Annotated in this window: 26 protein-coding genes; 13 read left to right on the top strand and 13 right to left on the bottom strand. The window is 41.1% G+C overall.

Annotated elements, in window-relative coordinates; all coding sequences use genetic code 11:
• Positions 1–230: DUF4372 domain-containing protein (locus BLQ81_RS15220; protein WP_139183645.1), on the bottom strand; the 230-nt coding region annotated here is incomplete at its 3' end.
• Positions 231–399: 169 nt separating this feature from the next.
• Here BLQ81_RS15220 and BLQ81_RS15215 point away from each other — a divergent pair.
• The gene (locus BLQ81_RS15215) at positions 400–2,130 is read left to right on the top strand and encodes a phospho-sugar mutase (protein ID WP_092731542.1); all 1,731 of its coding nucleotides are present in this window, start codon (positions 400–402) and stop codon (positions 2,128–2,130) included.
• Between the two features lie 77 nt (positions 2,131–2,207).
• On the opposite strand, the gene BLQ81_RS15210 is transcribed toward BLQ81_RS15215, so the two are convergent.
• Positions 2,208–3,152 carry a succinylglutamate desuccinylase/aspartoacylase family protein gene (locus BLQ81_RS15210; protein WP_092731539.1) on the bottom strand — a complete coding sequence of 315 codons (945 nt, stop codon included), beginning with the start codon at positions 3,150–3,152 and terminating at the stop codon, positions 2,208–2,210.
• A 77-nt stretch (positions 3,153–3,229) separates the two neighbouring features.
• On the opposite strand from BLQ81_RS15210, the gene murB reads away from it, so the two are divergent.
• On the top strand, positions 3,230–4,243 hold the full coding sequence (gene murB, locus BLQ81_RS15205) for a UDP-N-acetylmuramate dehydrogenase (RefSeq protein WP_092731536.1): 1,014 nt from the start codon (positions 3,230–3,232) through the stop codon (positions 4,241–4,243).
• A gap of 99 nt (positions 4,244–4,342) precedes the next feature.
• Here the strand turns inward: murB and BLQ81_RS15200 are convergent, their stop codons facing one another.
• On the bottom strand, positions 4,343–4,825 hold the full coding sequence (locus BLQ81_RS15200) for a deoxycytidylate deaminase (RefSeq protein ID WP_092731554.1): 483 nt from the start codon (positions 4,823–4,825) through the stop codon (positions 4,343–4,345).
• Positions 4,826–4,962: 137 nt separating this feature from the next.
• Here BLQ81_RS15200 and BLQ81_RS15195 point away from each other — a divergent pair, with 137 nt between their 5' ends.
• From BLQ81_RS15195 to BLQ81_RS15170, 6 genes are all read left to right on the top strand, one after another.
• Positions 4,963–5,523: a DUF4136 domain-containing protein gene (locus tag BLQ81_RS15195; RefSeq protein ID WP_092731533.1), complete on the top strand. Its 561-nt coding sequence runs from the start codon at positions 4,963–4,965 to the stop codon at positions 5,521–5,523.
• Between the two features lies 1 nt (position 5,524).
• Positions 5,525–5,851 (top strand): DUF962 domain-containing protein, encoded by a 327-nt coding sequence (locus BLQ81_RS15190; protein WP_092731530.1) that lies wholly within the window; start codon positions 5,525–5,527, stop codon positions 5,849–5,851.
• Positions 5,852–5,949: 98 nt separating this feature from the next.
• Positions 5,950–6,306: a response regulator gene (locus BLQ81_RS15185; protein ID WP_092731551.1), complete on the top strand. Its 357-nt coding sequence runs from the start codon at positions 5,950–5,952 to the stop codon at positions 6,304–6,306.
• An 83-nt stretch (positions 6,307–6,389) separates the two neighbouring features.
• Entirely contained in the window at positions 6,390–6,875 is a 486-nt protein-coding gene (locus BLQ81_RS15180) for a hypothetical protein (protein WP_092731527.1), read from the top strand.
• A gap of 57 nt (positions 6,876–6,932) precedes the next feature.
• Positions 6,933–7,136: a hypothetical protein gene (locus tag BLQ81_RS15175; protein WP_092731524.1), complete on the top strand. Its 204-nt coding sequence runs from the start codon at positions 6,933–6,935 to the stop codon at positions 7,134–7,136.
• Positions 7,137–7,519: 383 nt separating this feature from the next.
• Entirely contained in the window at positions 7,520–7,957 is a 438-nt protein-coding gene (locus BLQ81_RS15170; protein WP_092731521.1) for a DUF6526 family protein, read from the top strand.
• Here the strand turns inward: BLQ81_RS15170 and BLQ81_RS15165 are convergent.
• From BLQ81_RS15165 to BLQ81_RS15155, 3 genes are all read right to left on the bottom strand, one after another.
• A complete protein-coding gene (locus tag BLQ81_RS15165; RefSeq protein ID WP_092731518.1) occupies positions 7,954–9,060 on the bottom strand; it encodes a glycerate kinase family protein in 1,107 nt (368 codons plus the stop codon). The two genes, BLQ81_RS15170 and BLQ81_RS15165, sit on opposite strands and share 4 nt — an antisense overlap.
• Positions 9,057–10,412 carry an alanine/glycine:cation symporter family protein gene (locus tag BLQ81_RS15160; protein WP_092731515.1) on the bottom strand — a complete coding sequence of 452 codons (1,356 nt, stop codon included), beginning with the start codon at positions 10,410–10,412 and terminating at the stop codon, positions 9,057–9,059. Before BLQ81_RS15160 ends, BLQ81_RS15165 begins: the two co-directional genes overlap by 4 nt.
• Before the next feature lie 140 nt (positions 10,413–10,552).
• Complete coding sequence (locus BLQ81_RS15155) at positions 10,553–12,145, bottom strand: beta-N-acetylhexosaminidase (RefSeq protein WP_092731512.1); 1,593 nt, start codon at positions 12,143–12,145, stop codon at positions 10,553–10,555.
• A gap of 222 nt (positions 12,146–12,367) precedes the next feature.
• On the opposite strand from BLQ81_RS15155, the gene BLQ81_RS15150 reads away from it, so the two are divergent.
• Positions 12,368–13,828 (top strand): Gfo/Idh/MocA family protein, encoded by a 1,461-nt coding sequence (locus BLQ81_RS15150; protein WP_092731509.1) that lies wholly within the window; start codon positions 12,368–12,370, stop codon positions 13,826–13,828.
• A gap of 156 nt (positions 13,829–13,984) precedes the next feature.
• On the opposite strand, the gene BLQ81_RS15145 is transcribed toward BLQ81_RS15150, so the two are convergent.
• The 5 genes from BLQ81_RS15145 to BLQ81_RS15125 all read right to left on the bottom strand — a co-directional run bounded on the left by BLQ81_RS15145 (position 13,985) and on the right by BLQ81_RS15125 (position 18,955).
• The gene (locus tag BLQ81_RS15145) at positions 13,985–15,637 is read right to left on the bottom strand and encodes an OmpA family protein (RefSeq protein ID WP_092731506.1); all 1,653 of its coding nucleotides are present in this window, start codon (positions 15,635–15,637) and stop codon (positions 13,985–13,987) included.
• 2 nt (positions 15,638–15,639) lie between these two features.
• A complete protein-coding gene (locus tag BLQ81_RS15140; protein WP_092731504.1) occupies positions 15,640–16,611 on the bottom strand; it encodes a deoxyhypusine synthase family protein in 972 nt (323 codons plus the stop codon).
• 99 nt (positions 16,612–16,710) lie between these two features.
• Positions 16,711–17,337, bottom strand: a complete 627-nt coding sequence (locus BLQ81_RS15135; protein WP_092731501.1) for an OmpH family outer membrane protein — start codon at positions 17,335–17,337, stop codon at positions 16,711–16,713.
• 96 nt (positions 17,338–17,433) lie between these two features.
• Positions 17,434–18,336 (bottom strand): histone deacetylase family protein, encoded by a 903-nt coding sequence (locus tag BLQ81_RS15130; protein ID WP_092731498.1) that lies wholly within the window; start codon positions 18,334–18,336, stop codon positions 17,434–17,436.
• 61 nt (positions 18,337–18,397) lie between these two features.
• Positions 18,398–18,955 (bottom strand): hypothetical protein, encoded by a 558-nt coding sequence (locus BLQ81_RS15125; protein WP_092731495.1) that lies wholly within the window; start codon positions 18,953–18,955, stop codon positions 18,398–18,400.
• Between the two features lie 87 nt (positions 18,956–19,042).
• On the opposite strand from BLQ81_RS15125, the gene BLQ81_RS15120 reads away from it, so the two are divergent.
• Entirely contained in the window at positions 19,043–19,492 is a 450-nt protein-coding gene (locus tag BLQ81_RS15120; protein ID WP_092731492.1) for an AlbA family DNA-binding domain-containing protein, read from the top strand.
• On the opposite strand, the gene BLQ81_RS15115 is transcribed toward BLQ81_RS15120, so the two are convergent.
• Positions 19,484–19,840, bottom strand: coding sequence for a phage holin family protein (locus tag BLQ81_RS15115; protein ID WP_092731489.1), 357 nt, complete (start codon positions 19,838–19,840; stop codon positions 19,484–19,486). The two genes, BLQ81_RS15120 and BLQ81_RS15115, sit on opposite strands and share 9 nt — an antisense overlap.
• Before the next feature lie 242 nt (positions 19,841–20,082).
• Here BLQ81_RS15115 and BLQ81_RS15110 point away from each other — a divergent pair, with 242 nt between their 5' ends.
• Positions 20,083–20,832 carry an acyl-CoA desaturase gene (locus tag BLQ81_RS15110; protein WP_092731486.1) on the top strand — a complete coding sequence of 250 codons (750 nt, stop codon included), beginning with the start codon at positions 20,083–20,085 and terminating at the stop codon, positions 20,830–20,832.
• 172 nt (positions 20,833–21,004) lie between these two features.
• On the top strand, positions 21,005–21,334 hold the full coding sequence (locus tag BLQ81_RS15105) for a BlaI/MecI/CopY family transcriptional regulator (RefSeq protein ID WP_092731483.1): 330 nt from the start codon (positions 21,005–21,007) through the stop codon (positions 21,332–21,334).
• A 66-nt stretch (positions 21,335–21,400) separates the two neighbouring features.
• Here BLQ81_RS15105 and BLQ81_RS15100 read toward each other — a convergent pair whose 3' ends face one another.
• Positions 21,401–24,628, bottom strand: a complete 3,228-nt coding sequence (locus tag BLQ81_RS15100) for a S41 family peptidase (protein ID WP_092731480.1) — start codon at positions 24,626–24,628, stop codon at positions 21,401–21,403.
• Between the two features lie 236 nt (positions 24,629–24,864).
• On the opposite strand from BLQ81_RS15100, the gene tyrS reads away from it, so the two are divergent.
• A complete protein-coding gene (gene tyrS, locus BLQ81_RS15095; RefSeq protein WP_092731477.1) occupies positions 24,865–26,157 on the top strand; it encodes a tyrosine--tRNA ligase in 1,293 nt (430 codons plus the stop codon).
• Positions 26,158–26,214: the final 57 nt, after the last annotated feature.

Genomic DNA, 26,214 nt, shown 5'->3' with positions numbered 1-26,214 from the left:
AAAGTAGCCCAGTCTAATACCGAAAGACACAAACTCACCACGGTGGAGTCCAACAGATAGACTGGTGCCTTGGTACTCTTGGCAAAATGACAGAACAGCATCGATGCCAAATGCGTCCAACTGTCAAAGCCTTTGCAGGCCTTGTCGGTTTGTTTCTCTTCAACCAGTTTCTTGAAAATTGGACGCTCGGTTTTTTTAATAATCTGCGAAAACAAGGTAATATTACCCATGAGAGGTCTCAGGTTTTTGGTGCAAACCCAAATTAAATAGTTTGGGCAAAAATCGGGACCTCTCTCTCTCTTTATTTAGGACGGTATTGATATTCGATCATTTATTGATAAGAAGTGGCATTTTTTGACATTTTATCTAACTTAGAACCACACAGAAATTTTTATAAAAATGAGTTCAATCGACCCTGCAATCCTTAGCAAAGCGCAAAGCTGGCTGGATGGAAATGTAGATGCTGACACCAAAGCATCAATCAAAAAATTAATTTCGGAAAATCCCACCGAACTGGTGGATTCCTTTTACCAAGACCTGGAGTTCGGAACCGGAGGACTAAGGGGACTGATGGGTGTGGGTACCAATCGAATGAATGTCTACACGATTGGAATGGCCACACAGGGATTGGCAAATTACCTTCTGAAATCCTTTCCCGGGCAGGACATCAAAGTAGCAATCACACATGATTGCCGCATCAATAATACGCTGTTTGCAAAAACCACTGCTGATGTCTTCACCGCAAACGGGATAAAGGTTCTCTATTTCAAAGAAATGAGGCCAACGCCTATGCTTTCCTTTGCGGTACGCCATTTTGGCTGCAAATCCGGAGTAATGATCACTGCCTCACATAATCCCAAAGAGTACAACGGCTATAAAGCCTACTGGGAGGACGGAGCCCAAGTAGTGGCACCTCATGACACCAACATCATTAAGGAAGTTCAGAAGATTACCTCTTTTGACCAAGTTAATTGGAATAAAAACGAAGCCTTATTCGAATACATTGAGGAAGATTTTGACGCTATCTATTTAGAATTAGTCAAAGGCTTAAGCCTATCTCCCGAGGCGATTAGAAGTCAAAAAAATATACCCATTGTTTTCTCTCCAATCCATGGTGCCTCTGGCAAAATGGTCCCTGCCGCTCTCAAGGCTTATGGATTTGAAAATATACATATCGTCAAAGAACAAGCTGAACCGGATGGAAATTTTCCAACTGTAATTTATCCAAATCCGGAGGAAGCTGAGGCCCTAACTATGGCAATCGAATTAGGCAGGAAGGTAAACGCCGAACTTGTCCTTGCCTGTGATCCCGACGGAGATCGATACGCAGCTGTGGTTCCCAATGAAAAAGGTGAATTTGAACTCCTCAATGGAAATCAGTCGGGGGCATTGTTGAGCTATTATCTCCTGAGTAAATGGCAGGAAGCCGGTAAACTGGACGGAAATCAATTTATGGTCAACACCATTGTCACCACCGAATTGATCAATGAAATTGCCGAAGGATTCGGTGTGAAATGCTTTAATGTATTGACCGGTTTTAAAAATATTGCCGCCATTATACTCAAACTAGAGGGCAAAGAAACCTATATCGGAGGTGGGGAAGAGTCCTATGGCTATCTGGTTGGCGACTTTGTCAGAGACAAGGATGCAGTAAGTGCTGCTGCGATTTTTGCTGAGTTGATCGCCTACTATAAACAACAGGGGAAAAACACCATTGATGTATTGGCTGGAATTTATTCCAAGTTTGGCTTCTATAAAGAGTCTTTGATTTCTGTGACCAAAAAAGGAAAAGACGGTGCAGAACAGATTCAATCCTTGATGAACGGATTCAGAACAAATCCACCAACGCAGATGAACGGCATCGAGGTAGAGCGAATTGTGGATGTCAAGAACTCCACGATCACTCATCTGAAAACAGGAAAGGTAGAGAATTTGGAAATGGACAAGTCCAATGTCATGCAGTTTTACCTATCAGATGGCAGCAAGATTTCAGCGCGACCTTCTGGAACAGAGCCAAAAATCAAGTATTACTTTTCCGTGAGCACCCCGCTTTCCGATCCAAAAGATTACAGAAAAGTTGAGGGTGAATTGGTGGAAAGATTAGACGGATTAAAAAACTACTTCAGTTAATACAAGAATTGAAACACCTTAAAAGCCCGATCAACCTCGGGCTTTTTTAATATACAACTTAAGTAGGCCAAGTCAATTTACTCCTTCCCAATGTGAATCAAGGCATCCCCCACATTGACCACAGGATTATTGTTTAGGCCGATGACATAGCCATTTGCACTCGCCTTCACCGGCACAATCACCTGACCATAAGGATCGGATATATTTGCTATTAATTGGCCCTTTTTTATCGATTCACCTAATTTGACTGTTGCGAAAAAAATCCCCGAGGCTTTTCCTCTTGTCCATTCACTTTCTTTTAAGATCAAGGTATGGGTAGACGGTTGAGGTGAATTGATCATTTGAAGATGATGAAGCAATCGTTTAGTACCTATTATCCCCTCAGCTATGGCATGGTGATCAAGGCGCATACTTTCTCCTCCCTCATATACCAAAAGATGCTTTCTGGCATTAAATGCCGTCTTTCGAAAGGACTTTTCAATATGTTTGGAATTGACCACGAAATTTGTCCCAAAGGCTTTAGCCAATTCCAAAGCTACTTTATCTTTAAAATCAACACGCACTTGGGGTTCATTTGACAGCATCCGTCCACCGGTATGAAAATCTATTCCATAATCGATCTGAGGAATAATTTCTTCATTAAGAATATAGGCAATCCGGGATGCAAGAGAACCTTTATTACTGCCTGGAAAACTACGGTTAAGGTCACGCCCATCCGGGAAAGTCCGGCTATTCGATAGAAACCCATAAATATTGACCAGAGGAATAATGATCAAAGTTCCTTTGAGGATTTCCAAACCAGCATCAATCTCTCCCAAAATCTGCTTGGCAGTAAAAATTCCATTAATTTCATCTCCATGAATTCCCCCACTAACCAACACTGTGGGGCCTTCTTCCTTAGCAGATCTGATAAAAATCGGAAGGTCAATCAGGGTATGTGTGGGAAGTTTGGCTATGGGCAATTCGATATTTACAGATTGTCCGGGTCTAATTCGGACTCCATTGATTAGAACTTCTTTCATCAAATGGGATAGCAGATTGGGGTTTCATTTCACTTTGGCTCAAAATCTTGCTTATTTCGCAGCTCAAGATAGAGTACATGAATATACAAGAAAACATTTCCCTGAAACCACTTAATACATTTGGTATCGCCAAAAACGCAAGATTTTTTACAGCTGTCGATTCAGAAATGCAACTTAAGCAGGCACTGGTTTGGGCTAAAAATCAGAATCAAAATGTGCTCATTTTAGGCGGTGGAAGCAATATTCTTCTGACGAAAGATTTCGATGGTTTGGTGATTAAAATTGAAATAAAGGGAATAAATCTGATCAGGGAAGATGAAAATTATACTTGGGTAAAAGTTGGAGCTGGTGAGGGATGGCACGATTTAGTAAGGTACGCCATCGATAAAAACTGGGCTGGAATAGAAAATCTATCATTGATCCCCGGAACTGTAGGTGCCTCACCTATGCAAAATATCGGAGCTTATGGCGTAGAGATCAAGGAGGTATTTGAAAGTCTAGACGCTCTAAATCGATCAAGTGTGCAGATGGAAACTTTTTCTGCGGAAGCATGCAAATTTGGCTACCGCGAAAGCGTTTTCAAGCATGAGCTCAAAGATCAATATGTCATTTGCACGGTAGTTTTCAGACTAAAGAAAAAGCCCGATTTTCGTATTGAATATGGTGCAATTCATGATGTATTAAAAGAAAAAGGGATTACAGAGCTCAGCATAAAAGCTGTCAGCGATGCGGTATCTGAAATAAGAATGTCAAAACTTCCCGATCCAAAAAAAATCGGAAATGCAGGCTCATTCTTCAAAAACCCGACAATCAGCCAAAAACAATTCATTGAGCTGAGGTCAGTTTTTCCGGAAATGCCAGGATACCCTACTCCAGATGGTGTAAAAGTCCCCGCCGGCTGGCTGATTGAGCAAGCAGGCTGGAAAGGTAAAAGAATTGGAGAGGTCGGAGTACATGCCAAGCAAGCCTTAGTTTTGGTCAATTATGGCAATGGAGAGGGCAGTGATATCAAAGCTCTATCCGAAAAAGTGGGGCAATCAGTTATGGAAAAATTTAAAGTACAACTTCAGCCTGAAGTCAATTTCATATGATTATAAATTGTTTTTTTTAGGGGCCATCCCGAGCTATCGGGAAGAATACCCTGGATAATCATCTCCTTGTGTGAGAAACTTTTCTCCAGGACAGTACATTTAAATCAACAGATCATTGACTTCAAAACTTTTCGGATAACGGGCTACTTCCACTCCAAATTTTTTAAGAAAATCCACCCCTTCATCAGATCCGATTCCTTTGTACTCTGCATAAGAAAAAAGGTAAACCACCTTGGCAATTCCCATTGAGAATATAATTCTTGCGCAGGCCAGGCATGGTGACAAGGTTACATAGAGCGTGGACCCTTCTACCGAGGTGTTATTTTTAACAGCATAAAGAATTGCATTTTGCTCAGCATGAAGCGCCAGAGAACAACTCCCCTTACTGTCTCTGGCGCAGCCATGCTCCGGAAATTCCACGTCACAGTTATGAGTACCTGCCGGAGGACCATTGTATCCAATTGAAATAATCCTTGTTTCTTTAGTCAAAACAGCTCCTACATGCTTTTTAATGCAGTGAGACCTTTTGGCGAGGTTAACTGCCAATTCCATAAAAATATCGTCAAAATCAGGCTTAATCATGAAAATTCGTTTCGCAAAAATAGTAAACCTGCCCAATCTTGGGAAAGATTCTCGAATAAAGACTTTTGTTTTTTCGTTTGAGAAGAAAACCTTACTTTCAAAATTATTGAGCATTTCCAAAGCATAAATCACCCATCATGAAGCGGAAAATTCAAATTGTCTTTATTGCTCTGTCTCTTTTCGCCTTTTCTTCTTGCAAGTCTATAGAAATATTCAAAGAGAACACAGAGATCCCGGTTGCCCGTCCTTATCGAACATTTGTCATTATCAATAAAGAAGTGGGAATGCGGGGCTTTAATTCTCAATTTCTTGACGAACTCGTGCAAATTCAACTGCAGGAAACACTTGAAGAGGCAGGAATGAAATATGATGCGAAACAACCGGATGTGGTCATCAGGTATAATTCCAATGAGGATGTAAGACAACGAGAAGTAGTTTTAAATCAAAATCCTTACCCCTTCTGGGGGTATAGAGTGTATAATCCTTGGATTTTCAATCCCTACAACAACAACAGAGTTTCATCCAGTAATTATGAGCTTTTGCAGGTTATTGTAGACTTTATAGATCCCGTTCAGGACAAATTTCTGATGACCTTGACCGGAGTGACCGAAGTGAGCAACCCGAAGTACAAACAGAAAAAAGTGGAGAAAACCCTCGAAGCAGTTCTTGAATCATTCTTAAATCAAATCTTAAATTGAAATGGAAAAGGAATATAAAACGCTAAAAGATTTTTACCCCTACTATTTGAAGGAACACCAAAACCCTACCTGCCGCAAACTTCATTTTATTGGGACAGCTCTTCTTTTCGTCCCATTGGGTATCGCCATTTTTTCCGGAAATTATCTTTGGCTGGTAGCCATTCCTTTTATTGGGTACGGCTTTGCTTGGGTGGGGCATTTCTTTTTTGAAAAAAATAAACCTGCCACATTCAAATATCCGATGTTCAGTCTCGCTTCAGACTTTATTTTGTTTTTTGATCTTCTCAGGGGAAAGGAAAAGTTCCATAAATATGGAAAATCTCATTAATTTAATGAAGGTTTTCTGGCCGATAATTTGCTAAGTAACAAAAAGACTGTACTTTTGTATAGTTATTAATGTATTTCAAAATCATATTTCTGTACTTAATGCTAACTATCGTACTTATAGACGATGATCCAATCAGCACATTCGTGACTGAAAAGCTGATCACAAAGAATGTCAAAGAGCCTTGTCAGTTCTATAAGTATCATAGTGCCCAAACTGCACTCGACGAGATTGGTGATATCAGTCCAAATTATCTGTTTCTGGATCTTAATATGCCAGGAATGAATGGATGGGATTTTCTGGATCATTTTCATCCAAAAAACAATGATGCACAGATTTATATCTTAAGCAGCTCAGTTGATCAAAGAGACATTAACAAAGCCAGTCAGTATCAGCTTGTAAAAGATTACCTATCAAAACCTCTGATAAAAAAGTATATCAACCTAATATTTAACTGATCAAAATTGATCAGTTTTTTTTTCGCCACCATTTTTTCGAAACCTACATTCCATAAATTGGTTATATTCAAAAAATCAAGATTATGGCTAAAGCGAATCCAAAGCTAATTGAAGCTATCGAAAGAACAGTAGCTAAACTCTCAAACGGCGCTGCATACCAATGGGGGCACATGGGTGCATGCAATTGTGGCAATCTCGCTCAAGAACTAACACAATTCACGAAATCGGAAATCCATCAGTATGCCATGCAAAAACATGGTGACTGGAATGAACAACTACTCGATTACTGTCCCACAAGTGGCTATCCGATCGATTTGATGATTTCAAAAATGCTGGATTTCGGCTTAACTTTAGATGACTTGGCGCATTTGGAAAGGTTATCTGATCTTGGCATTCTATCCCAAATTCCTAAAGAAAGAAGCGATAAAATCAATAAAAACTCAAGAGAAGATGTTGTACTTTACATGGAAACTTGGGCAAAAATATTAAGAGAAAATTGGATCAATGAAAATGAAATTTCACTCGAATTGGCTCTTGAAAAAAAATTAAAGTTACCAGTATTGGTGTAATTAATTTTTTGTCTTATTTCGTAAACCTATTCAATTAACCCCCTTTTCAACACTGCTATGGAAGATCCTGAAGAAGAGTTCGATGCAATCGACGACTTTGAAGAAGAAGATGATTTCGGAGACGATTTTGAAGATGAATACGATCTGGATGAAGAAACTGAACTTCTCGACGATAGTATTTTAGATTTTGGTGAAGAAGATGATGATTTCGAAGACGAAGAAATCATCCAGGATGATGGCTTTGAGGACGACTTGGATTAGATTATCCTGTACTCAATTTGAAAAACAAGAATTTGCCTTTGTAAAATCAGCTTAGGGCTTTATCTTCGCATATAAATACGAATTTCAACCAAAATCAAATGATACTACTTGATATTTTCAGTTCTCCGATAATGCCTGGCGCGCAGCTTTTCATTCTTATCGTTTGCATACTCATAGGTTTGGGCGCGGGACTTTCAGCTATGGATGCTCGAAGTACATTCAGCAAAAAGAAGAAAACTGATCATTGATCATTCATAACCAACAGAAGGAGGCTTTGCCTCCTTTTTTTTTACCCAATAAGTCATTCTCCCGATGAAGAATTGGGACAGACTACCCGGCTGAAGGCAGTCAGGTCTGATCACTGAAAAACAAAATATAAACAGATGAAAACGCAAAACCATCAAAACCACGCAAGGTATTTTCCATTTCACCATTTCGTGGTAACTCCAATGACTTTGATCTATTTAGGTTGGACCGTTTACAAGATGGATTTTAGCTCATCCGAAAGTCTGAATTCAGGCATTTATTCTCTATTGGGGGCAATGATACTTACGCTTCTTCCGCTTTTAGCCAGAATTTACGCACTCAAAACCCAAAATAGAATTATCTTGACGGAGATGCGTCAACGCTACTTTCATTTAACGGGTGCACCCTTTTATTCTGTAGAAAACCAATTGAAACTGTCACAAATCATCGCCTTGAGATTTGCTGGAGATGAAGAATTATTGCCTTTAATGGAAAAAGCAATCCAAGAGAAATTGAGCCCTAAGGACATCAAAAAACAGGTAAAAAACTGGCAGGGGGATTATAGAAGAGTTTAATCAAATCTTTCTCCCAAAACCGCCTTGTCAATAAGCCCGCTAAGATTTTGGCGGGCTTTTTCTTTGAAATCCTTTGTTGAAAAATCCAGACTGGGAAGCTCCAAAACCAAATCAAACCCGGCTTTTCGACCTCCCGAACCTGAGGTGATCAAGGCAATCTTTTTTTTATGTGATCTTGCCAATAGTAACAAGGCAAAGCTCGCTTTTCCTTGATCACTTTGGGAATCATATTGCCCTTCCCCTGTGATTATCCAATCGGACTGAATTACTTTTTCTTCAATCGCTACAAGCTCAAAGAAATAATCAGCTCCAATTTTTATATCGATGGGGAAAAAGAAACCAAGACCCAAAGCTATTCCTCCCGCAGCTCCAAAACCTGCCTGATCGGCCCATTCACCTTTTGATTTCTTAATTAAAAGACCAAGTACATCCAAGCATGTTTTTTCAAAGTCTGGAACATGTTTCAATGCCAATCCCTTTTGTGGTCCATAGACTTTAACTGCTCCATTTTCTCCAAAAAAAGGGTTTTTCACATCGCAAAGGCAGGTGAATCTAATCTTCGCGATTTCGAGGGTCTTTTGGATGTGTTTAATTTTCTCCAAATAATGCGGAGTAAATGCGGGAATTTCTCTTCCGTTTTCATCCAAAAACAAGATGCCTAGGGCATTCAATATACCCAAACCCATATCTATGGTGGCACTTCCTCCGAGACCAAGAATTATTTCCTCCGCTCCCATTTGGATTGCTTTTAGGATTACTTGTCCCGTGCCGAAGGTCGATGTCGAATAAGGATCTCTTTGCCGAAGTTCAAGCGACCCAATTCCCGTCGCTGAAGAAATATCCAAATAAGCTTTTTTGTGCTCAGAGTCCCAGCCAAAATACCCCATGGCGGGCTGACCAATGGCATTCAGCGTCAAAACGGGAATTTTCTCCAGGAGCAAAGAATCAATCAATAAGCCACAGGTCCCATCCCCACCATCTGCGACAGGCTGGATTATACACTCAAAACCTGATCGTTCCTCTACCTTCTGTGCAATGATCTTTGCCGCTTCTTCTGCTGATATCGTTCCTTTGAAGGCATTGGGGGCAATCAAAAACTTCATATTCCATTGGCCTTCATTCTTTCAAAATAGCTTTTGGATGCCGCTCTAACTTTAGGAGCTAAGTAAAGGGCAGCAATCATATTTGGAAATGCCATCACAGCATACATTCCATCAACCAAGCTCACTACTACTTCCAAAGACGCCACAGCTCCTACCACGATAGTAGCTAAATAGAAGTAATTGTAATAATTCGCCTTGCCAGCTCCAAAAAGGTAATTGGTGCATTTGTGTCCGTAATAGGAATAAGTAAACATCGTAGAAAGCGCAAAGACAAGTACTGAAAGCATCAATAGATATTTCCCATATACGGGAATCCCGATTTCGAATGCTTCCAAGGTTAATCTGACACCATCATTTTCAGAATTTTCCCAAACTCCGGTAAGTAAAATTACCAAAGCTGTCAGCGTGCAGACAACTATCGTATCCACAAATGGACCGAGCATAGCGATCAAGCCCTCTCTGATCGGTTCATTGTTTTTGGAAGCGCCATGGACCATTGGGGCAGTACCAATGCCTGCCTCATTGGAAAATGCAGCCCTTCTAGCCCCGACGACAATCACCGATCCTACTGCCCCACCCATTACAGCATTTCCGGTAAACGCATCCACTACGATCAATTTTAGCATTTCAGGAACTTGACCCAAGTATTGGTATATAATGATCAATACAGTGATCATGTAAATTCCAACCATAAAAGGAACCATTTTCGAAGCTACCGAAGCAATTCGCTGTATACCACCCAAAATTACAATGGCCGTCAATCCCATCATCACAAACCCAATAATCCAGCGATTACGAACAGTTTCTTCCATCGTTTCCGGCTGAATCAAAACAGCCTGAATGACGGCTGTAAGTTGATTTGCCTGAAAAATAGCGAGTAAGCCGATCACTCCTGCCACACAAAAAATCACGGAAAGAAATTTCCACCTTTTACCCATCCCCTCTTCAATGAAATACATCGGTCCTCCCTGAATTTCGCCCGCACTATCTTTGCCTCGATACATAATTGCCAAACTACAGGTGTAGAATTTGGTGGCCATCCCAACAAATGCCGCCATCCACATCCAAAACAGTGCCCCTGGCCCCCCCATATTTATAGCAATTGCCACCCCTGAAATATTTCCCAAACCGACTGTGGCAGCAATAGCCGATGATAGCGCCTGTGCTGAAGAAATTTGTCCAGGAGCTAAATTATCATCGTATTTTCCACTTAATAATTTGATCGCATGTCCCATTTTTAAAAAAGGAACAAAACCGGAATGAATCAAAAAAAAGAGTCCTCCGCCTAAAAGCAAAACTAAAATTGGAGGTCCCCAAATCCAGTTACTAAATTCAATAATGATGTCTCCCATGGATAATTCCTATTACTTAAGATGTCTGTCAGCAAAACTGATTCGATAATAGATCCAATTTCACCAAAATCAAAAAGTTTTGATAAGTGGTATAAAAAAACCCGAAGTATTTAAACTTCGGGCTCATGCTTGGTTAAGTTTTACCAGGTGATTTTTGGCGATTTGTAGAATCCAACTCCTTGGATATCCCATCTTTTACCATGAACGGGAACTCTTCTACTGTAACCTTCCCAGCTTCTTCGGTCCTTTTTTGTCCACGCGACTTCGGCAATAGCTGAAAGTCTAGGAAAAACCAAGTAATCGATATCCGCTCTATTGGTTACCGTTTCGGTCCAAAGAGGCGCTTCTACTCCCAAAATATTTTCTGCAGTTATTCCTGATACATATTCTGAGGGTTCCCACAGATATGCTGAGTCCAATTCCACGTAGGCTGCCCAATGTAACCCAATTCTTGACAAGCTATCATATTGCATATCCAAGTAAACTTTCTTGGCAGGAGACATCAATACTTTGTTTCCTTGGTCCTTCGCAAGCTTCGCATTTGCCTCCAAGGCCCAGAATTGCGCCACGTTTCCAGGAAGAAGTTTAGCTGTTGCTACTTCATCCCAACCAATACTAGTCTTTCCATATTTGGAAACGATGTCCTGGACACGTTCGATAAAGTACACATAGTCGTCTTTTTCAGTGACATGTGACTCATCTCCACCGATGTGAAAATAAGGTCCCGGTGTCATCTCAGAAATCTCCCTAACTACACTGTCCACAAATGCATAGGTCAACTCTAATTTGGGAGCAAACGTACTCCAGCCTACTTCAATACCGGTGTAAAGCTCAGAAGCCTGAGGATTTTTCAAAGGCATTTCATAATCAAGAGGCGCTCTGTTTACAGAGTCCAGCTTGCCATTGGGCAAATTTACCCCGGGGTTCAACTCCGCATAGGAAGCCAGGGCAGAATTGGTATGGCCGGGCATGTCCACTTCCGGTACGATAGTGATAAATCGATCCGCGGCATAAGCCACGATATCTTTGTATTGGTCTTGGGTATAAAAGCCCCCTTTACCGCCACCCACTTCGGTACTTCCCCCGATTTCAGTAAGTTTTGGCCATGACTTAATTTCAATTCTCCATCCTTGGTCGTCTGTTAGGTGCAGGTGAAGATGGTTTAGTTTATATACAGCCATCTGATCGATGTAGTATTTGACATCTTCCACTGAGATGAAGTGCCTGGCTACATCAAGCATTGATCCGCGGTATTCAAATGCAGGAGCGTCCTTGATTGTTCCTCCCGGAATTGACCATTCTGCAGATTGGACGGTCTTATTCATGATTTGTGGAGGGAGAAGCTGTAGCAAAGTCTGCACTCCGTAAAACAAGCCTGCTTCTCCCGCAGCAGTCACCTTTAGTTCTTCTGCAGAAATCTGTATTTCATAGGCTTCTGAATTTTCATTGCCGGTCAATTCCAATACGATCTGACCTTCATCAAAGGAAACAGGAATATCGTAACCCGTGGAAGGTCTGAGTTTTTCTGCGAGATGTTCTCCTATTCTGGTCAAATGATCGCTTGTACCTACTAATTTGACACCGGTCTCAGCGGTCAATTGAAAGATTCCGGAGCCATTGTTGATTTCTTGAGGGAATGGGATGATTGCAGCGTCGGAAAGGGTTGCTTGTTTTTTACAAGCCCCCAATGCAAGTAAGACACCAAACATAAGGGGCCAAAGTGTTTTTTTCATGGTCGATGATTTTGCCTAAACTTACTTGAAATTATTGCAAATCTATTTTTCTAAACTCAATTAATTTCAAAAACGGCACTCGTTTACAATGATGGATAATATTCCTGATCCATTGCCTCTTTTACAAAAGAACCAGATTCAAATTTTGACAATCGGAGCTAAACTCTGGTGCCTTTTTAATATTTTAACACGCTCATTTACAATAAATCAATTACAGATTATATGGAAAAGAAAGATTCCAATTTGGAGAAGAATAGCAGGAGAAGTTTTATCAAAGGTTCAACTTTAGCCTTGGCAGGTTTTTACATTGTGCCACGCCATGTATTAGGCGGTGTGGGATTCATTGCCCCAAGCGATCGTTTAAGAGTGGCAAGCATAGGTGTTGGAGGGATGGGGGCAGGTGATGTCAGTGGTGTTTACCGAAGTGGAAAAGTTGACATGATTGCCCTTTGTGATGTTGATGATACACGCGCGAAAAAGAGCCGGGAGGATCATCCTAAAGCAGGCTACTACAAGGATTTCCGTACAATGCTGGAAAAGGAGGAAAAGAATATTGATGCAGTAACCGTTTCTTCTCCTGACCACATGCATGCAGTTCAGGCTATGATGGCTATGAAAATGGGCAAACATGTCTATGTTCAAAAACCAATGTCTCATGACATTTATGAGGCAAGAATGCTCACTGAAGCAGCGGAAAAGTATAAAGTAGTCACTCAAATGGGAAACCAAGGTTCCTCCGGTGATGGAGTACGTCAAATGGTCGAATGGTACAATGCCGGATTGATCGGAGAAGCAACAAAAGTCTATTCATGGACCAATCGCCCCGTTTGGCCTCAAGGGATCGAATGGCCAAAAACTCCTATCACTCCTCCCACTGACCTAGACTGGGATTTGTGGCTGGGAACTGCTCCCTACAAAGCCTACGTGGGGAACTTGGTGCCCTTCAACTGGAGAGGCTGGTGGGATTATGGTACAGGTGCTTTGGGAGATATGGCTTGTCATATCATGGAGCCTCCCTTCCGTGTTTTGGGACTTGGCTATCCCAAATCAGCTGAATGCTCTGTTGGTTCAGTTTATGTCGGGGAATTCACCAGAGGATATTTTCCTGAAAGCTGCCCTCCTTCTTCTCATATCACACTGCGCTTTGACCAACCGGGAAAACCTGATTTGGAATTCCATTGGATGGATGGAGGAATCCAGCCCACTAGGCCCGAAGAACTAGAACCGAATGAAATGATGGGTGATGGCGGAAATGGCGTAATTATCGAGGGAACAAAAGGAAAAATGATGTGTTCGACTTATGGAGCAAACCCAAAACTTCTGCCTACCAGTAGAACTGCTGAAGTAAGCGTACCTCAAACAGAATTCAGGGTTCCCGAAGGAGACCGAGGCCATTACAACAACTGGGTAGAGGCCTGTATCGGAGGCTATGGTTCTAATGAATTCAAAAGACTAAGTTCTCCATTCGCTGTAGCTGGTCCATTGACTGAGTCTGTATTGATGGGAAATCTTGCTATTCGCAGCTATGATTACCGAATCCCAAGAGCTGGATCAACAAGCCAGTTTGATTATCCGGGAAGAGGGATCAAATTAATCTGGGATGGTCCAACTATGAAAATCACAAATTTTGAACCTGCCAATCAGTTTGTAAAAAGAGAATATCGAGGTGCTTACTCACTTTAATATTCTAATCTGACCATAAATAACTTAAATGGCTGTCTCATAACTGCTGCTTGTCACTTTGAGCGAAGTCGAAATGTGGCTGTATTTGCTGAAAATAGCCTTGGACTCCGCTCAGGCTGACACTTTCAGTCCTTTTGGGACAGCCTCTTTAAGTTTTTATTGTTCAACAGCTAATTCAACTCTTCGGTTTTTTGCCCTTCCTGCTTCAGTAGCATTGGAGGCGACTGGTCGAGTTCCTCCCCAACCTGATATTCTCAAATTTTCAAAATTAACTCCTTTATCAATTAAGAAATTCCTGACACTTCCTGCCCGTTCTAATGAGAGTTGTTTATTTAATCCAGGATCTCCGGCGTTGTCAGTATGCCCATTGATTCTGATTTTTATCTGGGGATTTTCTTTCAGAAAAATAGCCAAATCCGATAAGCTGGCTTCAGTGCTTTCCCCTTCTAATTCTGCGGTTCCCCGTTTGAAATTTACGTCTTCCAACAGGACAGTACTCCCCAGCTCGGCCTTTATTAACAAGACTATTGTTTTGGTATTAAAATCCAGATTTTCAACCAAAACCTGTTTCGGAAAATAACCAGCCGAGGATATTTTAATCAGATTTATACTTCTGTTTTTTAATTCTGAAACTAACTGTGTTCCCTGATAATCAACAATTTCAGCCCCATTAATAAAAGTAAGTGTATAGGGCAATTCTACCTTATTTTTCCCATCAATCACCAGCCAAGTTACAGGAGACTCCACTTCAGGAATTTCATTTGCTATGGGAGTAATTGGTGGGAGTTTAAGAGAAACTTCGGTGGAGTCTGAAAGTGGCAGGATCACAGTGCGCGATGCGGATTCATTGGCTTGAATAGGCCTCCTCGTTGGTTTTGGTTTTTCGGGTTCAGAGGAAACTGTAATCGGTGCCGAAAACTCAATTGGAATTACCAAAGGAACCGGAGTGGAAAATGTCATCAAGTCAGCGTATCCGTCACTGTTCTGAGTACTTGTCCAAACTACCTCATCTTTGCTTATAAATGTAATCGAAGCTTCAGAACCTCGAGAACTGATTTGTTGCCAAACTTCCGGTTTGCTCCAACTATCCCAAGATTCTCTAAGACGTTTCGATATAAAAATATCTTTTCCATTTGCTCCAGGGTAAGAATTGGAGGAAAAATAAAGTTTTTTTGCCACCGGATCATAAAACGGACCCACTTCCTGTCCAAATCCATTGATTGCCGGTCCGAGATTTTTAAGTTCAGACCATTCCACAATTCCTGTTTTTTCGCTTAAATAAATATCCTCATTGCCAAATCCTCCCTGCCTTTTACCTGCCAAAAAAATCAGCTTTCCGCCCTCTGCTACTCTTCCGGTCACCGGGCCCTCAAATGAATTCAAGTCCGGAAAATTAACTTTTCGGAGATAATTCCAGTCTGTTCCAAATTTTGAGAATTGATGAACTGAGGTTTGATCTCCTTCTTTTCGCAGGATCAAAAGTGTCAATACATCTTCCAGGCCCAGTACCAAATCATAACCGGCAGTACTTAAATCAGGTCGGGGAATGGCTTTTCCCCATTCTCCTGTTTCATCCTTTTTAGTTTCCCAGATATCTCCGGAATCAGACACTCCTCCCAGATTCTGGGGATGAAATGCTCGTGTAAAAAGAAGTGTGTTGTTTCCGATCCAAACCGGATTAGTGTCGTCATTTGGACTGTTAGCACCAGAAAGCGAACGTAGTTCCTGGGCCTTGGCACTTAATTGCAAACAAAAAGCAAGCAGCACTAGGCCACTTGCTTTGAGAAATAACTGCTTATTTTTTTTCATAATTATTGATCCAACACAATGGCGAATATCAAGGGCGCCACGATGGTTGCATCAGATTCAATGATAAACTTTGGAGTGTCCTGTCCAAGCTTTCCCCATGTAATTTTTTCATTTGGAACGGCTCCCGAGTAAGATCCATAAGAAGTGGTCGAATCGGAAACTTGACAGAAATATCCCCAAAGGGGGACATTGGTTCGCTGTAAGTCCTGATGCAACATCGGTACCACACAGATTGGGAAATCACCTGCAATTCCCCCGCCAATTTGGAAAAATCCAACAGTGCTTTCATCCGTAGCATTTTGAGTATACCATTCAGCAAGGAACATCATGTATTCAATGCCAGTCCTTACGGTATGTACCTTTTTGACATCTCCGGCGATCACATGTCCCGCAAACATGTTTCCAAGCGTTGAATCTTCCCATCCCGGAACAATGATTGGGAGGTTTCTTTTTGCCGCTTCCAATAGCCAACTGTCTTTAGGATCGATTTGAAAAGAAGCGTCCAATTTACCTGACAACAGGATTTTGTAGAAAAACTCATGCGGAAAATAAGCTTCTCCGGCTTGATCTGCCTTCATCCATTCTTCGAGGATCACATTTTCGATACGACGCATGGCTTCCATTTCAGGAATACAAGTATCAGTCACACGGTTCATGTGACGTTCAAGAAGTTCTTGTTCCTGTGCGGGCGTCAACTCACGGTAATTGGGTACACGTTCGTAATAATCATGCGCCACTAGGTTAAAAACATCCTCCTCGAGATTTGCTCCCGTACAGGATATGATTTGCACTTTATCTTGGCGGATCATCTCAGCCAGTGAAATACCCAACTCGGCTGTAGACATTGCACCTGCCAAGGTTACCATCATTTTGCCGCCATTATCTAAATGAGTTTTATAACCCTCAGCTGCATCAATCAAAGCGGCCGCATTAAAGTGGCGGTAGTTGTGTTTTAAAAATTCAGTGATTTTCATTTTGTCAGTATATTCAATAGAGTTGCAAAATTACCCAAATTTTACCCACAAAAAAACCCGGACAAAATCCGGGTTTTCGATTGGGATTCCAAAATCCTCTTATTTCTTTTTAGTCGTATCGGTAGCAGCAGGAGTCGCTCCTGATGGGTTAGCCAAATATTTTTTATTCAAACCTTCCACGACAGAGGCCGTTACATCCATGGCATCACTTGCATACCACATCGCCCCGCCTCGGGTGTAGCTCAAGATGAGGTCAATGTCATTTTCGGAAGCATATTCTTTAATATATTTCTGAACTTGCTCGTAGATGTCATTCATCATTTTAGCCTCATCAGCAGATAATTCCTGCATTAGGTTATTTCTGTAGGTCATCAGATTTTGTTCCTTCTGCACCAGTTCGTCTTGTTTTGCTCGAGCCTGATTTGGAGTCATATTTCCTCCTGTTTGTTGGAAAGTAGCTACTTCCTGCTCGAAACCTCTTGCTCTGGACTGGAGATCGGAATCAAACCTTTTACCTTTTGAAGTGATTTCCTCAGACATTTTTTTGAAGTAATCATACTTGTTGATCACTGAGTCAGTGTAGACGTAAGCCACCTTCAAGTCTTTGGCAGCAATTCCTTCTCCTGAAATTTCAACTTCCGCCGTAGTAGCAGTTTTTTTATCACATGAATAAAACAGCACAGAAGCAAGTGCCAGTCCTCCGAAGATTTTCAATCCTTTTTTCACTTTAAATTTGTTATGGTTCGCAGGGCGCAAATATATAGAAAGTATTGATTTTGCAAGAATTGAATGGTTAACAGAAAGTTAAAATCGGTTAACTTCCTAGCTATAAAGCTCTTGGGCTAAACGAAAAACATGGGCGTGGGCCTCAATAATTACCTTGATCTGTTTGGAATATCCACCACCCATACAACAAAAGATGGGAATTTCATGATTCTTAGCCAGGGAGAGCACCATATTATCTCGTTTTCTGACTCCATTTTGACTCAAGTTTAATCGTCCCAACTGATCGGTGGAGAGCACATCAACACCACATTGATAAATGATAAAATCTGGGGAAAACTGTTTCAGAAGAAAAGGAAGATTGAGTTCCAATTTCTCTAAATATTCTTCGTCCGCTATACCATCAGCTAGCCCAATGTCTAAATTCGATTGCTCTTTGCGATGGGGATAATTCTTTTCTCCATGCATGCTGAATGTAAAAACATCTGAACGATTCTTGAATATTTCTGCGGTTCCGTTACCCTGATGGACATCCAAATCCACAACTAAGACCCGATTAACTTTTTCATTTTCTAGCAGGTAATTGGCCGTGATCGCAATATCATTCAATAGGCAAAAGCCCTCTCCCCGGTTCGTAAATGCATGATGTGTACCGCCGGCTATGTTCATACCGATCCCATGATCCAAAGCGTAAAGTGCTGCCTGAACAGATCCTGTAGCAATTTGTATTTCTCGCTGAACCAAGGCTGGGGAAAGTGGAAAGCCAGTTGCTCGGATTTCGGATCGCGTTAAAGCAAGATTTTTGAGACGATTGTAATAATCCTTATCATGCGTATTTAAAATCCATTTTTCTTCTAAAAAATCGGGGGGAAAAAAATTTTCTTTGGCTAATGTTCCTTCATATAGCAACTGTTCTGGTAGTAGGCTATACTTTTCCATCGGAAACCGATGTCCTAGAGGCAAAGAATGAGCATAAGATGGGGAAAAGGCAACTTTAAGCATAAAAAAAAACGCTGAATGGATAACCAGCGCTTTAAGGGTTTGTTCAGAATTTTAATTCATTTCAAACTTCATCGTCTTCAGTTTGAAACGAATACAAGGTATCATCCAAGACGATCGTGTCGTCATTAAATTCCTTCACGAATTTTGAAATTGCATCTTCGTTAATTTCTTCCAAGTTAAGTGCAGCATCAAGACCCACTCCATAATCATGGTTGGTATCAATATCAATAAACTCCTGTACTTTAACAGTTTCTTCTTCTTCCATTTCCATAATCATCTCAGTAATAAACCAACCAATTTCTTCTTCTTCACTTGAAAGGGGTTTCATATTCCCATTCTCATCTTCTTCGTAGTTGATTCCCTTGAAATTGGAAAATTTCTTGGCAGCCTCATGCTCTGCCAGTTCGTACACTTCACTGGCATGATGAAGTCGAAGTGTATAAAGCGCCGCGTCATAAATCGCTTCTTTACCTTCATGCATTCCTAGAAAATAAAAATTTACAAATTCATCTGAATTCTCCTCATCTGGAATAATCTTAAAGTTCTTTCCAGACTTCTTTAAATCAGATTTTAAATTTTCAATGTTTTTGGGGTCAAACCCCGGATTGGCAACTGACATAGCTCAAAAATTCAAGTAGTTAATTTGGTTTATATAGGGCAATGAAGTTGATTCGAAAACCGAATCTAAAATCAGATAAGAAAGTAAATGAATAAAATGAAATCGGCAAAATTTGATGAAGAATTTATCAAAAACCTGTTAAAACAAAAAGAAGGAGAAAAACTAGATTTTAAGCTGAAAATTACTTCAAAAGAAAAAATAGCTAAAACTCTCTCAGCCCTTAGCAATTCACAGGGAGGGTTTATTGTGGTCGGAATGTCCGACCAAAAAAAAATAGTCGGCATTGATCCAGAAGAAGAGCGCTACATGATCGAAGCCTCAAATGAGGAATTTTGTACACCAAGTGCTTCATTGATAATTGACGAAATAAAAGTCTTCCAAGAAAAATTTCCGTCTGCAGAACTAGGAAGCGAAACATCAATGCTAATTGTTGAAGTCAAAAAATCTCCTTCGGCGGTAATTTTTTTCAAAAATAAAATCGGTGAAATGAAAGCTTATAAGCGTATCAATGATCGAACGGTGGCAATGTCAATCTAGACTATTCCCGAAAACGCCATTAATCAAACTGACTACCAGAGAAAAACCTAATGCCCACCAAAAGCTCTCCACAACAAATCCTGGTATAAAGTAAGCCGCCAATAGAATCACACAGGCATTAATGACCAGTAAAAAAAGCCCCAAGGTGATCAGCGTAATTGGGAAAGTAAGGAATATCATAATTGGCTTAAGCGTCAAATTGATCAAAATAATAACCGCTGCCAAAATAAAGCCTGTAGTCCAAGTATCAATGCTAACCCCTGGCAGCAAATAGTCTGCAATCAAAATAGAGATCCCACCCAACAGAATCTTCGTAAGTATTTGTCCAGCTAGATTTCTTGAATTCATAAGATTGTTATTTGTTTTAAAAAGCCATAAAGCTTACAGGAAGGTAGATGCGCAATAATCCAGATTATGATCCAGTAATCTGGGGATCATACTTCCTGCCTCAGACATGCCGACTGGATTTCATTTACAATGAGGTAAAAACTGACTTTTATCATCGATAAAAAGAAAGACAAACCTTTCATTTGAAATCTAAGTTCTCAATCTAGTCTTATATTTGCAAAAGTACTTTAATTATTACCTAAGTGATTTTAATAATCTTCTTCCTCCTTCACTGGTATTTCTCACTGTTTTGCCAGAGTTTCTTCCTGCATCGGTATGCCGCCCATCAAATGTTTGTAATGAACAAGTACTGGGAAAAATTCTTCTACTTCTTCACTTGGTTGTGGCAAGGAAGTTCATACCTGTCTCCAAGGGCCTATGCAATCCTCCACAGAATGCATCATGCTTACTCTGATACCCCCAAGGATCCTCATAGTCCCCATCATACAGAGAATCTGTTCACAATGATGTGGAAAACAAAAAATATTTACAACGACTATTTTAGCTTCAAACTCAAGCCAGAAGATCGGTTTTCAAAAGATATTCCCGACTGGAATAAGTTTGACAGATTTGCCGATAACATGGCTGTAAGAGTGGGATGGCTCCTGTTGTATGTATTAATCTATGTACTTAGTATTTCTGTATTTGAGTTAGCCGGAACTCATTGGTGGATGTATTTCCTTCTACCCATTCATTTTCTAATGGGTCCGGTCCATGGTGCAATTGTAAACTGGAGTGGACACAAATATGGTTATGCAAATTTTGACAACAACGATAAATCAAAAAACTCGCTTTTGTTGGATGTCTTGATGCTAGGTGAGCTTTTTCAAAACAATCACCACAAACTTCCTAATCGACCAAATTTTGCTGTCAAATGGTATGAGTTTGACCCCACTTATCCAATTGTTAAATTGCTACACGCAACCGGAATCATACGGTTGAAAGCTGTCTAATTTTACATTCAAAAAAAAAGACCTCAAATTGTGGTCTTTTTTTTATTCCTATCTCATTATAATTCAGTTTTTTAACACTTTCACCAACTAAATAGTAAAAATATTTTATGTATTTCTTTGGATTTAAGAAACTAAACGAATAATTTTCTATCGATTTAAAACTTAACATCTTATGAAACCATTAACCAGAGCAGAAGAGGAAATCATGCAAATCCTCTGGGATATTGAGCGAGGCTTCGTGAAAGATATCCTAACCCCTATGCCCGAGCAAAAGCCGGCCTACAACACAGTTTCCACCATCGTGAGAATTCTTGAGCGAAAAGGATTCGTAAGTCACAAATCTTACGGAAAAAGCCACGAATATTTCCCAATTGTATCCAAAGATGAATACAGAACATTCATCATCAAGAGAATGTTGGAAGGCTATTTTGAAAGCTCATTTGCAAAGCTTTCTCAGTTTTTCAAAAACGATGAATCACTGAACATCAAACAGTATCAATAAACTGTTTTGCGTAAACTAGGTATAAAAAAACCGATCAAATGATCGGTTTTTTTTATTTGATTTCTCCTATCGAATATCCTTAAGAAGTACCTCAACAGCTTTTTCGAGTTGCTGATCAATACCGCTATCAATTTTTCCAGGCATATTCTTCACTTCAAACTCAGGTTTGGTTTCATTATTTTCAAGCCATTCGCCTGCTTTATTTTTGGCTGAAATAGGAACTGCACCCCATCGCGTTCCGTCAGGCAGACTTTCCCATCCTGCAAACGAGCAGGTTCCCGGTGTAGGCATACCTACAGTTTTTCCAATCTTCAAATCCGTGTAACCACAGGCAAAACAATGCCCGTCAGAGTAATTCGCTTCATTGAACATTGCCAATGTGGGTTTTGTCCATCTTGCAGTTGGTTCACCCCCCACTACTTTGTCAGCAGTAGCGTAAGTCAAAAATGGTTCTCCCGTGAAGAACATCGCCAAATCAGCGACTAAGTCACCTCCTCCATTGAATCGGGTATCGACTACTACCCCCTCTTTTTCGAAGTATTTGCCCATCATGTCTTCATAGACATTTCGATACGAACCGTCACTCATTCCCGGAATATGTACATAGCCAAGTTTCCCGCCGCTGAGTTTTTCCACTTCCTCCTGATTCTTCTTCACCCATCGCTTGTAGAGCAATTGATTTTCAGCACCTAGCGATATTGGCTTCACCGTGTATTGTTTTCGACTGTTATTTGCAGGATCCAGTACTTCCACCAAAGTGAATTTATCAGCTTTTCTATTCAGCAGCTTCGCAATATCCAGATCCGCAGCGATCAGTTCCCCGTCGATCCTTTCAATGATCATCCCAGCTTTTACTTGTATGTCAGCTTTATCCAAAGGGCCACCTTTGATTACTTCTGTAATTTTGACCCCGTTGCCAATATGAGAATAATCAAAGAAAATACCCAAGGCACTCGTGGCATCTTCCATCGGTACGCTGCGCGAATACCTCGCACCGGCATGAGAAACATTTAATTCGCCGATCATTTCTGAGATCATCTCCGCAAATTCATAACTGTTTCCAATATGCGGAAGGTACTTTTGGTATTCAGGTTTGATCGCCGTCCAATCGATTCCATGCATATCGGGTGTGTAGAATATCCCCTTGGTTCGAAGCCAAACATGTTCAAAAAGATGGGCAGTCTCAGCTTTTTTGTCGAAAGTCATCTCTCCGGCAATTTTGATGGTTTCTCGCTTCATTGTCTCCGGGTTGATTTTCGAAATGCTTCCATCCGATAAAAGGAATAAGCTTTTCTGGTCCTTATCCCATTCCAATTTACCAGAACTGGCATCTAGCGAAATCTCCTGCTTGGTTTCCTTCGTCCGCAGATTTGTACTCCAGAGATTCATTCCTTTTTCAAAACGCGCGAGATAGAAAAGCTTCTCTCCATCCTTGGACAGCAAGGCATCGCCCATACTAGAGGAGTGAATTGTCAGTCTCGCCTTTCGCTCTTCAAACCCATCCCAGTTGAAAACAATTGGTTTTACGGTTTTATCCTCCGCTTTATTCGATTTGTCATCTGATTCAGCTGGTTTTTTAGTTTTTTCGATTTCCTTCAAAAGCTCAAACTCATCTTTATTCAATCGGAATTTATCCCAAGCCGCTTGCTCAAAAAACAGCGTATAAACGTCATTTTCATTCCGGCCACTGGTAGCATAGCTTCTCAGCCCATCTCGATTGGAAAACCATATCATCTGCTTTCCATCATTGATCCATTTTGCATTATTATCCGAATAGCCACTCTGGGTCAACATTCGCATTTTCTCTTTTCCGGAAGCATCCAAAAGTACCACTTCAGAATTGGTCATAGTGGGTCTATAGCTGGCCAGAAGCCACTTGCTATCCGGACTCCAAGTGAAATATTGATCCCCATCGCTCATGTGAAACAGCAAATCAGGCCCCATCAGGGTCACGGAAGTTTTGCTCGAAATATCCAATATCTTCAGACTACGACGACCTTCGATAAAGGCAAGCTTTTTACCGTCAGGAGAGAATTTCGGCAAATAAGCATCCTGCTCAACACTGACTAGGGGCTCTTCTTTAAGCAGGGTAGCTGCAAAAAAGAAAGGCTCTTCTGTTCGCACTTTAGAGCTTTGAAAAATCTGCCACTTCCCGTTTCGCTCCGAGGAATAAATGACTGATTTACCATCCGGTGCAAACTCAACAAAACGCTCCTGTTCCGGTGTATTGGTAATTCTCTTGGTCAACGCGCCATCCACAGAAGTCACAAACACCTCTCCACGCGCGATAAATGCAATTTCTTTTCCGTCAGGAGAAATGGCCATTTCCCGTACTCCACCGTTGATGGCAATGTAATTATCAGGATTGGAGATCGATTGAGTTGCAATTGACACTTCCAGTTTTTTGGGCTGCTCTCCTGCTCTTAAGGTGTAAAGCTCCCCATCATAACTGAAACTCATCAATCCTTTGTCAGAAATCGAAAGAAATCGTACAGGAAAACCGGAGAAGCTTGTCAAGGCTTTAGCTTGTGAAGGATTCGCCAGAGACATGCTGTGAACATTAAAACTTCCATTAGCTTCACTTAAATAGAATATCTCGGACTCATCCGGAGAAAATACCGGATTCCGGTCTTCACCATAAAATTTGGTAAGCATGGTGTGTTGGTTCTTGGCAGCATCATAGATCCAGATATCACGCGCAATTCCGGATTGGTGATGCTTTCTCCATTCGTTTTCACCCCCCTTTTTGTCATGGTAAATCATTTTTGATCCGTCCTTGCTCGTTTGCACATACTCCGCAGGAATCGTCCAAATCTGATCGATCCGACCACCTGATTTCGAAACTTGGTATAATTCAGGCTGTGAGCCAGTAGGATATTGACGATGCGAGGCAATATCCATTCGTGCCGCTCCGAAAATCACCTTTTGATCATCAGAACTGAAGTCAAATGGCAGCTCATCCGTAGAGTGATAAGTAAGACGTGTGGCCTCTCCACCGGCGGAATTCATGATAAACACATCAAAATTACCGTAACGATCAGAAGCAAAAGCGACTTGTTTTCCATCTGAACTCCAAACAGGCTTGAAGTCATGCGCTTCATGAAAAGTAAGTTGGATGGCTTTACCTCCCTCACTTGACACGAGGTAAAGGTCTCCCATATATGTAAAAGCTATTTGGCTTCCATCCCGAGAAATGGCAGGATAGCGAAGCCAGTTAGGTGCTGTTTGGGCCAAAACAAAGGAACTTACTGTCAGTCCAAAGCTCAGGATTAGAGTGAATAGTCGTTTTTTCATAGGGTGTGAAAAGATTTGGTCGAAAGTAATGAAAAAATATGCGCCACTATTCGCCACTAATGGAATACTAATGCAACATGATTGCATAATTTATTTTGAGATGAACATCAAGCCTGCTTGTGGCAGAAAGGCTTGTGCTTTACAAAACAAATTATAATCATAGGAAACTTTTCCTTGGTTTTCATACTACCCCCCTAGAACCTATATTTGCACGCTTATTTAAAGACCCTTTTTCAATGAATTCATTTATAGAAGAGCTGAAGTGGAGAGGAATGTTGCAAGACATGACTCCGGAGATCGAAGATCACCTGAAAAAAGGCATGACTTCGGCCTATCTGGGCTTCGATCCTACAGCTGATTCCCTACATATTGGACACCTGGTAGGCGTGATGACTTTGCTCCATTTTCAGCGGGCAGGACACAAGCCTTTTGCTTTGGTCGGTGGAGCTACCGGAATGATCGGTGATCCATCCTTCAAATCTGCCGAAAGAAACCTCCTGGATAAGCCAACTTTGGATCACAATGTGGCTTGCATCCAAAGCCAACTTTCCAAGTTTTTAGACTTTTCGGGAGCAAGTGCAAATAAAGCCGAGCTCGTAAACAACTTTGACTGGATGTCCCAATTTTCATTTTTGGAGTTTATCCGCGACGTTGGGAAGCACATCACGGTCAATTACATGATGTCCAAAGACAGTGTAAAGCGTCGTCTGGAGGACGGAAATGGACTTTCCTTCACCGAATTCACCTATCAACTGATACAGGGGTACGATTTCTATCACCTTTGGAAACATAACAATTGTTCGATTCAGCTTGGAGGTTCGGATCAATGGGGCAATATCGTCACAGGGACAGAACTCATCCGAAGAATGGGCGGAGGAAGCGCTTATGCCTTAACTGTACCGTTGGTCACCAAAGCAGACGGAACCAAGTTTGGTAAAACCGAAGGTGGGTCCGTTTGGTTAGATCCTGAGAAAACTTCCCCTTATGCCTTTTACCAATTCTGGATGAATGTATCTGACGAAGACGCTTCCAAATACATCCGTATTTTCACGGTATTGGATCAGGAGACCATTAATAATCTGGAAATTGAGCATGCGCAAGCACCCCATTTGAGGACACTCCAAAAGGAAATCGCCAAACAAGTCACAACCATGGTTCATTCCGGGGAAGATTATGAAATGGCAGTGAAAGCCTCTGAAATCCTATTCGGAAAGTCATCCACAGAAGATTTGGCTTCCCTGGATGAGCGTACATTTTTGGCTGTTTTCGAGGGGGTTCCACAGGTACAGCTTAGCAAGGCAGAATATGTAGAAATGGAAAATGTGCTGGATCTATTCGGAGAAAAGACTCAGGCTCAAATCTTTCCTTCTAAAGGAGAAGCACGCAAAATGATCCAGGGCGGTGGAGTAAGCATCAACAAAGAAAAACTTGGGGATCCAAATGCTCCACTTACTTTCAATCTGCTTCAAAACAAATACCTACTGATTCAGAAAGGAAAGAAAAATTACTATATACTGGAGGTAAAATAAGTCCCTGACCACCAATCTTAAAGGCCTCAGAATAAAGTTTTGAGGCCTTTTTTATTG

Source organism: Algoriphagus alkaliphilus (assembly GCF_900103735.1).
In the GTDB taxonomy this organism is placed as follows: Bacteria; Bacteroidota; Bacteroidia; order Cytophagales; family Cyclobacteriaceae; genus Algoriphagus; species Algoriphagus alkaliphilus.
This window is presented reverse-complemented; position numbering and strand designations above follow the sequence as displayed.

Excerpts from the sequence above, each read along its gene's own strand:
- BLQ81_RS15150 (WP_092731509.1), top strand. The coding sequence starts at position 12,368 with ATGGAAAAGAAAGATTCCAATTTGGAGAAGAATAGCAGGAGAAGTTTT.
- BLQ81_RS15120 (WP_092731492.1), top strand. The coding sequence starts at position 19,043 with ATGAATAAAATGAAATCGGCAAAATTTGATGAAGAATTTATCAAAAAC.
- BLQ81_RS15170 (WP_092731521.1), top strand. The coding sequence starts at position 7,520 with ATGAAAACGCAAAACCATCAAAACCACGCAAGGTATTTTCCATTTCAC.
- BLQ81_RS15190 (WP_092731530.1), top strand. The coding sequence starts at position 5,525 with ATGGAAAAGGAATATAAAACGCTAAAAGATTTTTACCCCTACTATTTG.
- BLQ81_RS15145 (WP_092731506.1), bottom strand. The coding sequence starts at position 15,637 with ATGAAAAAAAATAAGCAGTTATTTCTCAAAGCAAGTGGCCTAGTGCTG.
- BLQ81_RS15200 (WP_092731554.1), bottom strand. The coding sequence starts at position 4,825 with ATGATTAAGCCTGATTTTGACGATATTTTTATGGAATTGGCAGTTAAC.
- BLQ81_RS15175 (WP_092731524.1), top strand. The coding sequence starts at position 6,933 with ATGGAAGATCCTGAAGAAGAGTTCGATGCAATCGACGACTTTGAAGAA.
- BLQ81_RS15105 (WP_092731483.1), top strand. The coding sequence starts at position 21,005 with ATGAAACCATTAACCAGAGCAGAAGAGGAAATCATGCAAATCCTCTGG.
- BLQ81_RS15100 (WP_092731480.1), bottom strand. The coding sequence starts at position 24,628 with ATGAAAAAACGACTATTCACTCTAATCCTGAGCTTTGGACTGACAGTA.
- BLQ81_RS15115 (WP_092731489.1), bottom strand. The coding sequence starts at position 19,840 with ATGAATTCAAGAAATCTAGCTGGACAAATACTTACGAAGATTCTGTTG.
- BLQ81_RS15185 (WP_092731551.1), top strand. The coding sequence starts at position 5,950 with ATGCTAACTATCGTACTTATAGACGATGATCCAATCAGCACATTCGTG.
- tyrS (WP_092731477.1), top strand. The coding sequence starts at position 24,865 with ATGAATTCATTTATAGAAGAGCTGAAGTGGAGAGGAATGTTGCAAGAC.
- BLQ81_RS15140 (WP_092731504.1), bottom strand. The coding sequence starts at position 16,611 with ATGAAAATCACTGAATTTTTAAAACACAACTACCGCCACTTTAATGCG.
- BLQ81_RS15180 (WP_092731527.1), top strand. The coding sequence starts at position 6,390 with ATGGCTAAAGCGAATCCAAAGCTAATTGAAGCTATCGAAAGAACAGTA.
- BLQ81_RS15155 (WP_092731512.1), bottom strand. The coding sequence starts at position 12,145 with ATGAAAAAAACACTTTGGCCCCTTATGTTTGGTGTCTTACTTGCATTG.
- BLQ81_RS15160 (WP_092731515.1), bottom strand. The coding sequence starts at position 10,412 with ATGGGAGACATCATTATTGAATTTAGTAACTGGATTTGGGGACCTCCA.
- BLQ81_RS15215 (WP_092731542.1), top strand. The coding sequence starts at position 400 with ATGAGTTCAATCGACCCTGCAATCCTTAGCAAAGCGCAAAGCTGGCTG.
- BLQ81_RS15125 (WP_092731495.1), bottom strand. The coding sequence starts at position 18,955 with ATGTCAGTTGCCAATCCGGGGTTTGACCCCAAAAACATTGAAAATTTA.
- BLQ81_RS15165 (WP_092731518.1), bottom strand. The coding sequence starts at position 9,060 with ATGAAGTTTTTGATTGCCCCCAATGCCTTCAAAGGAACGATATCAGCA.
- BLQ81_RS15195 (WP_092731533.1), top strand. The coding sequence starts at position 4,963 with ATGAAGCGGAAAATTCAAATTGTCTTTATTGCTCTGTCTCTTTTCGCC.
- BLQ81_RS15210 (WP_092731539.1), bottom strand. The coding sequence starts at position 3,152 with ATGAAAGAAGTTCTAATCAATGGAGTCCGAATTAGACCCGGACAATCT.
- BLQ81_RS15130 (WP_092731498.1), bottom strand. The coding sequence starts at position 18,336 with ATGCTTAAAGTTGCCTTTTCCCCATCTTATGCTCATTCTTTGCCTCTA.
- murB (WP_092731536.1), top strand. The coding sequence starts at position 3,230 with ATGAATATACAAGAAAACATTTCCCTGAAACCACTTAATACATTTGGT.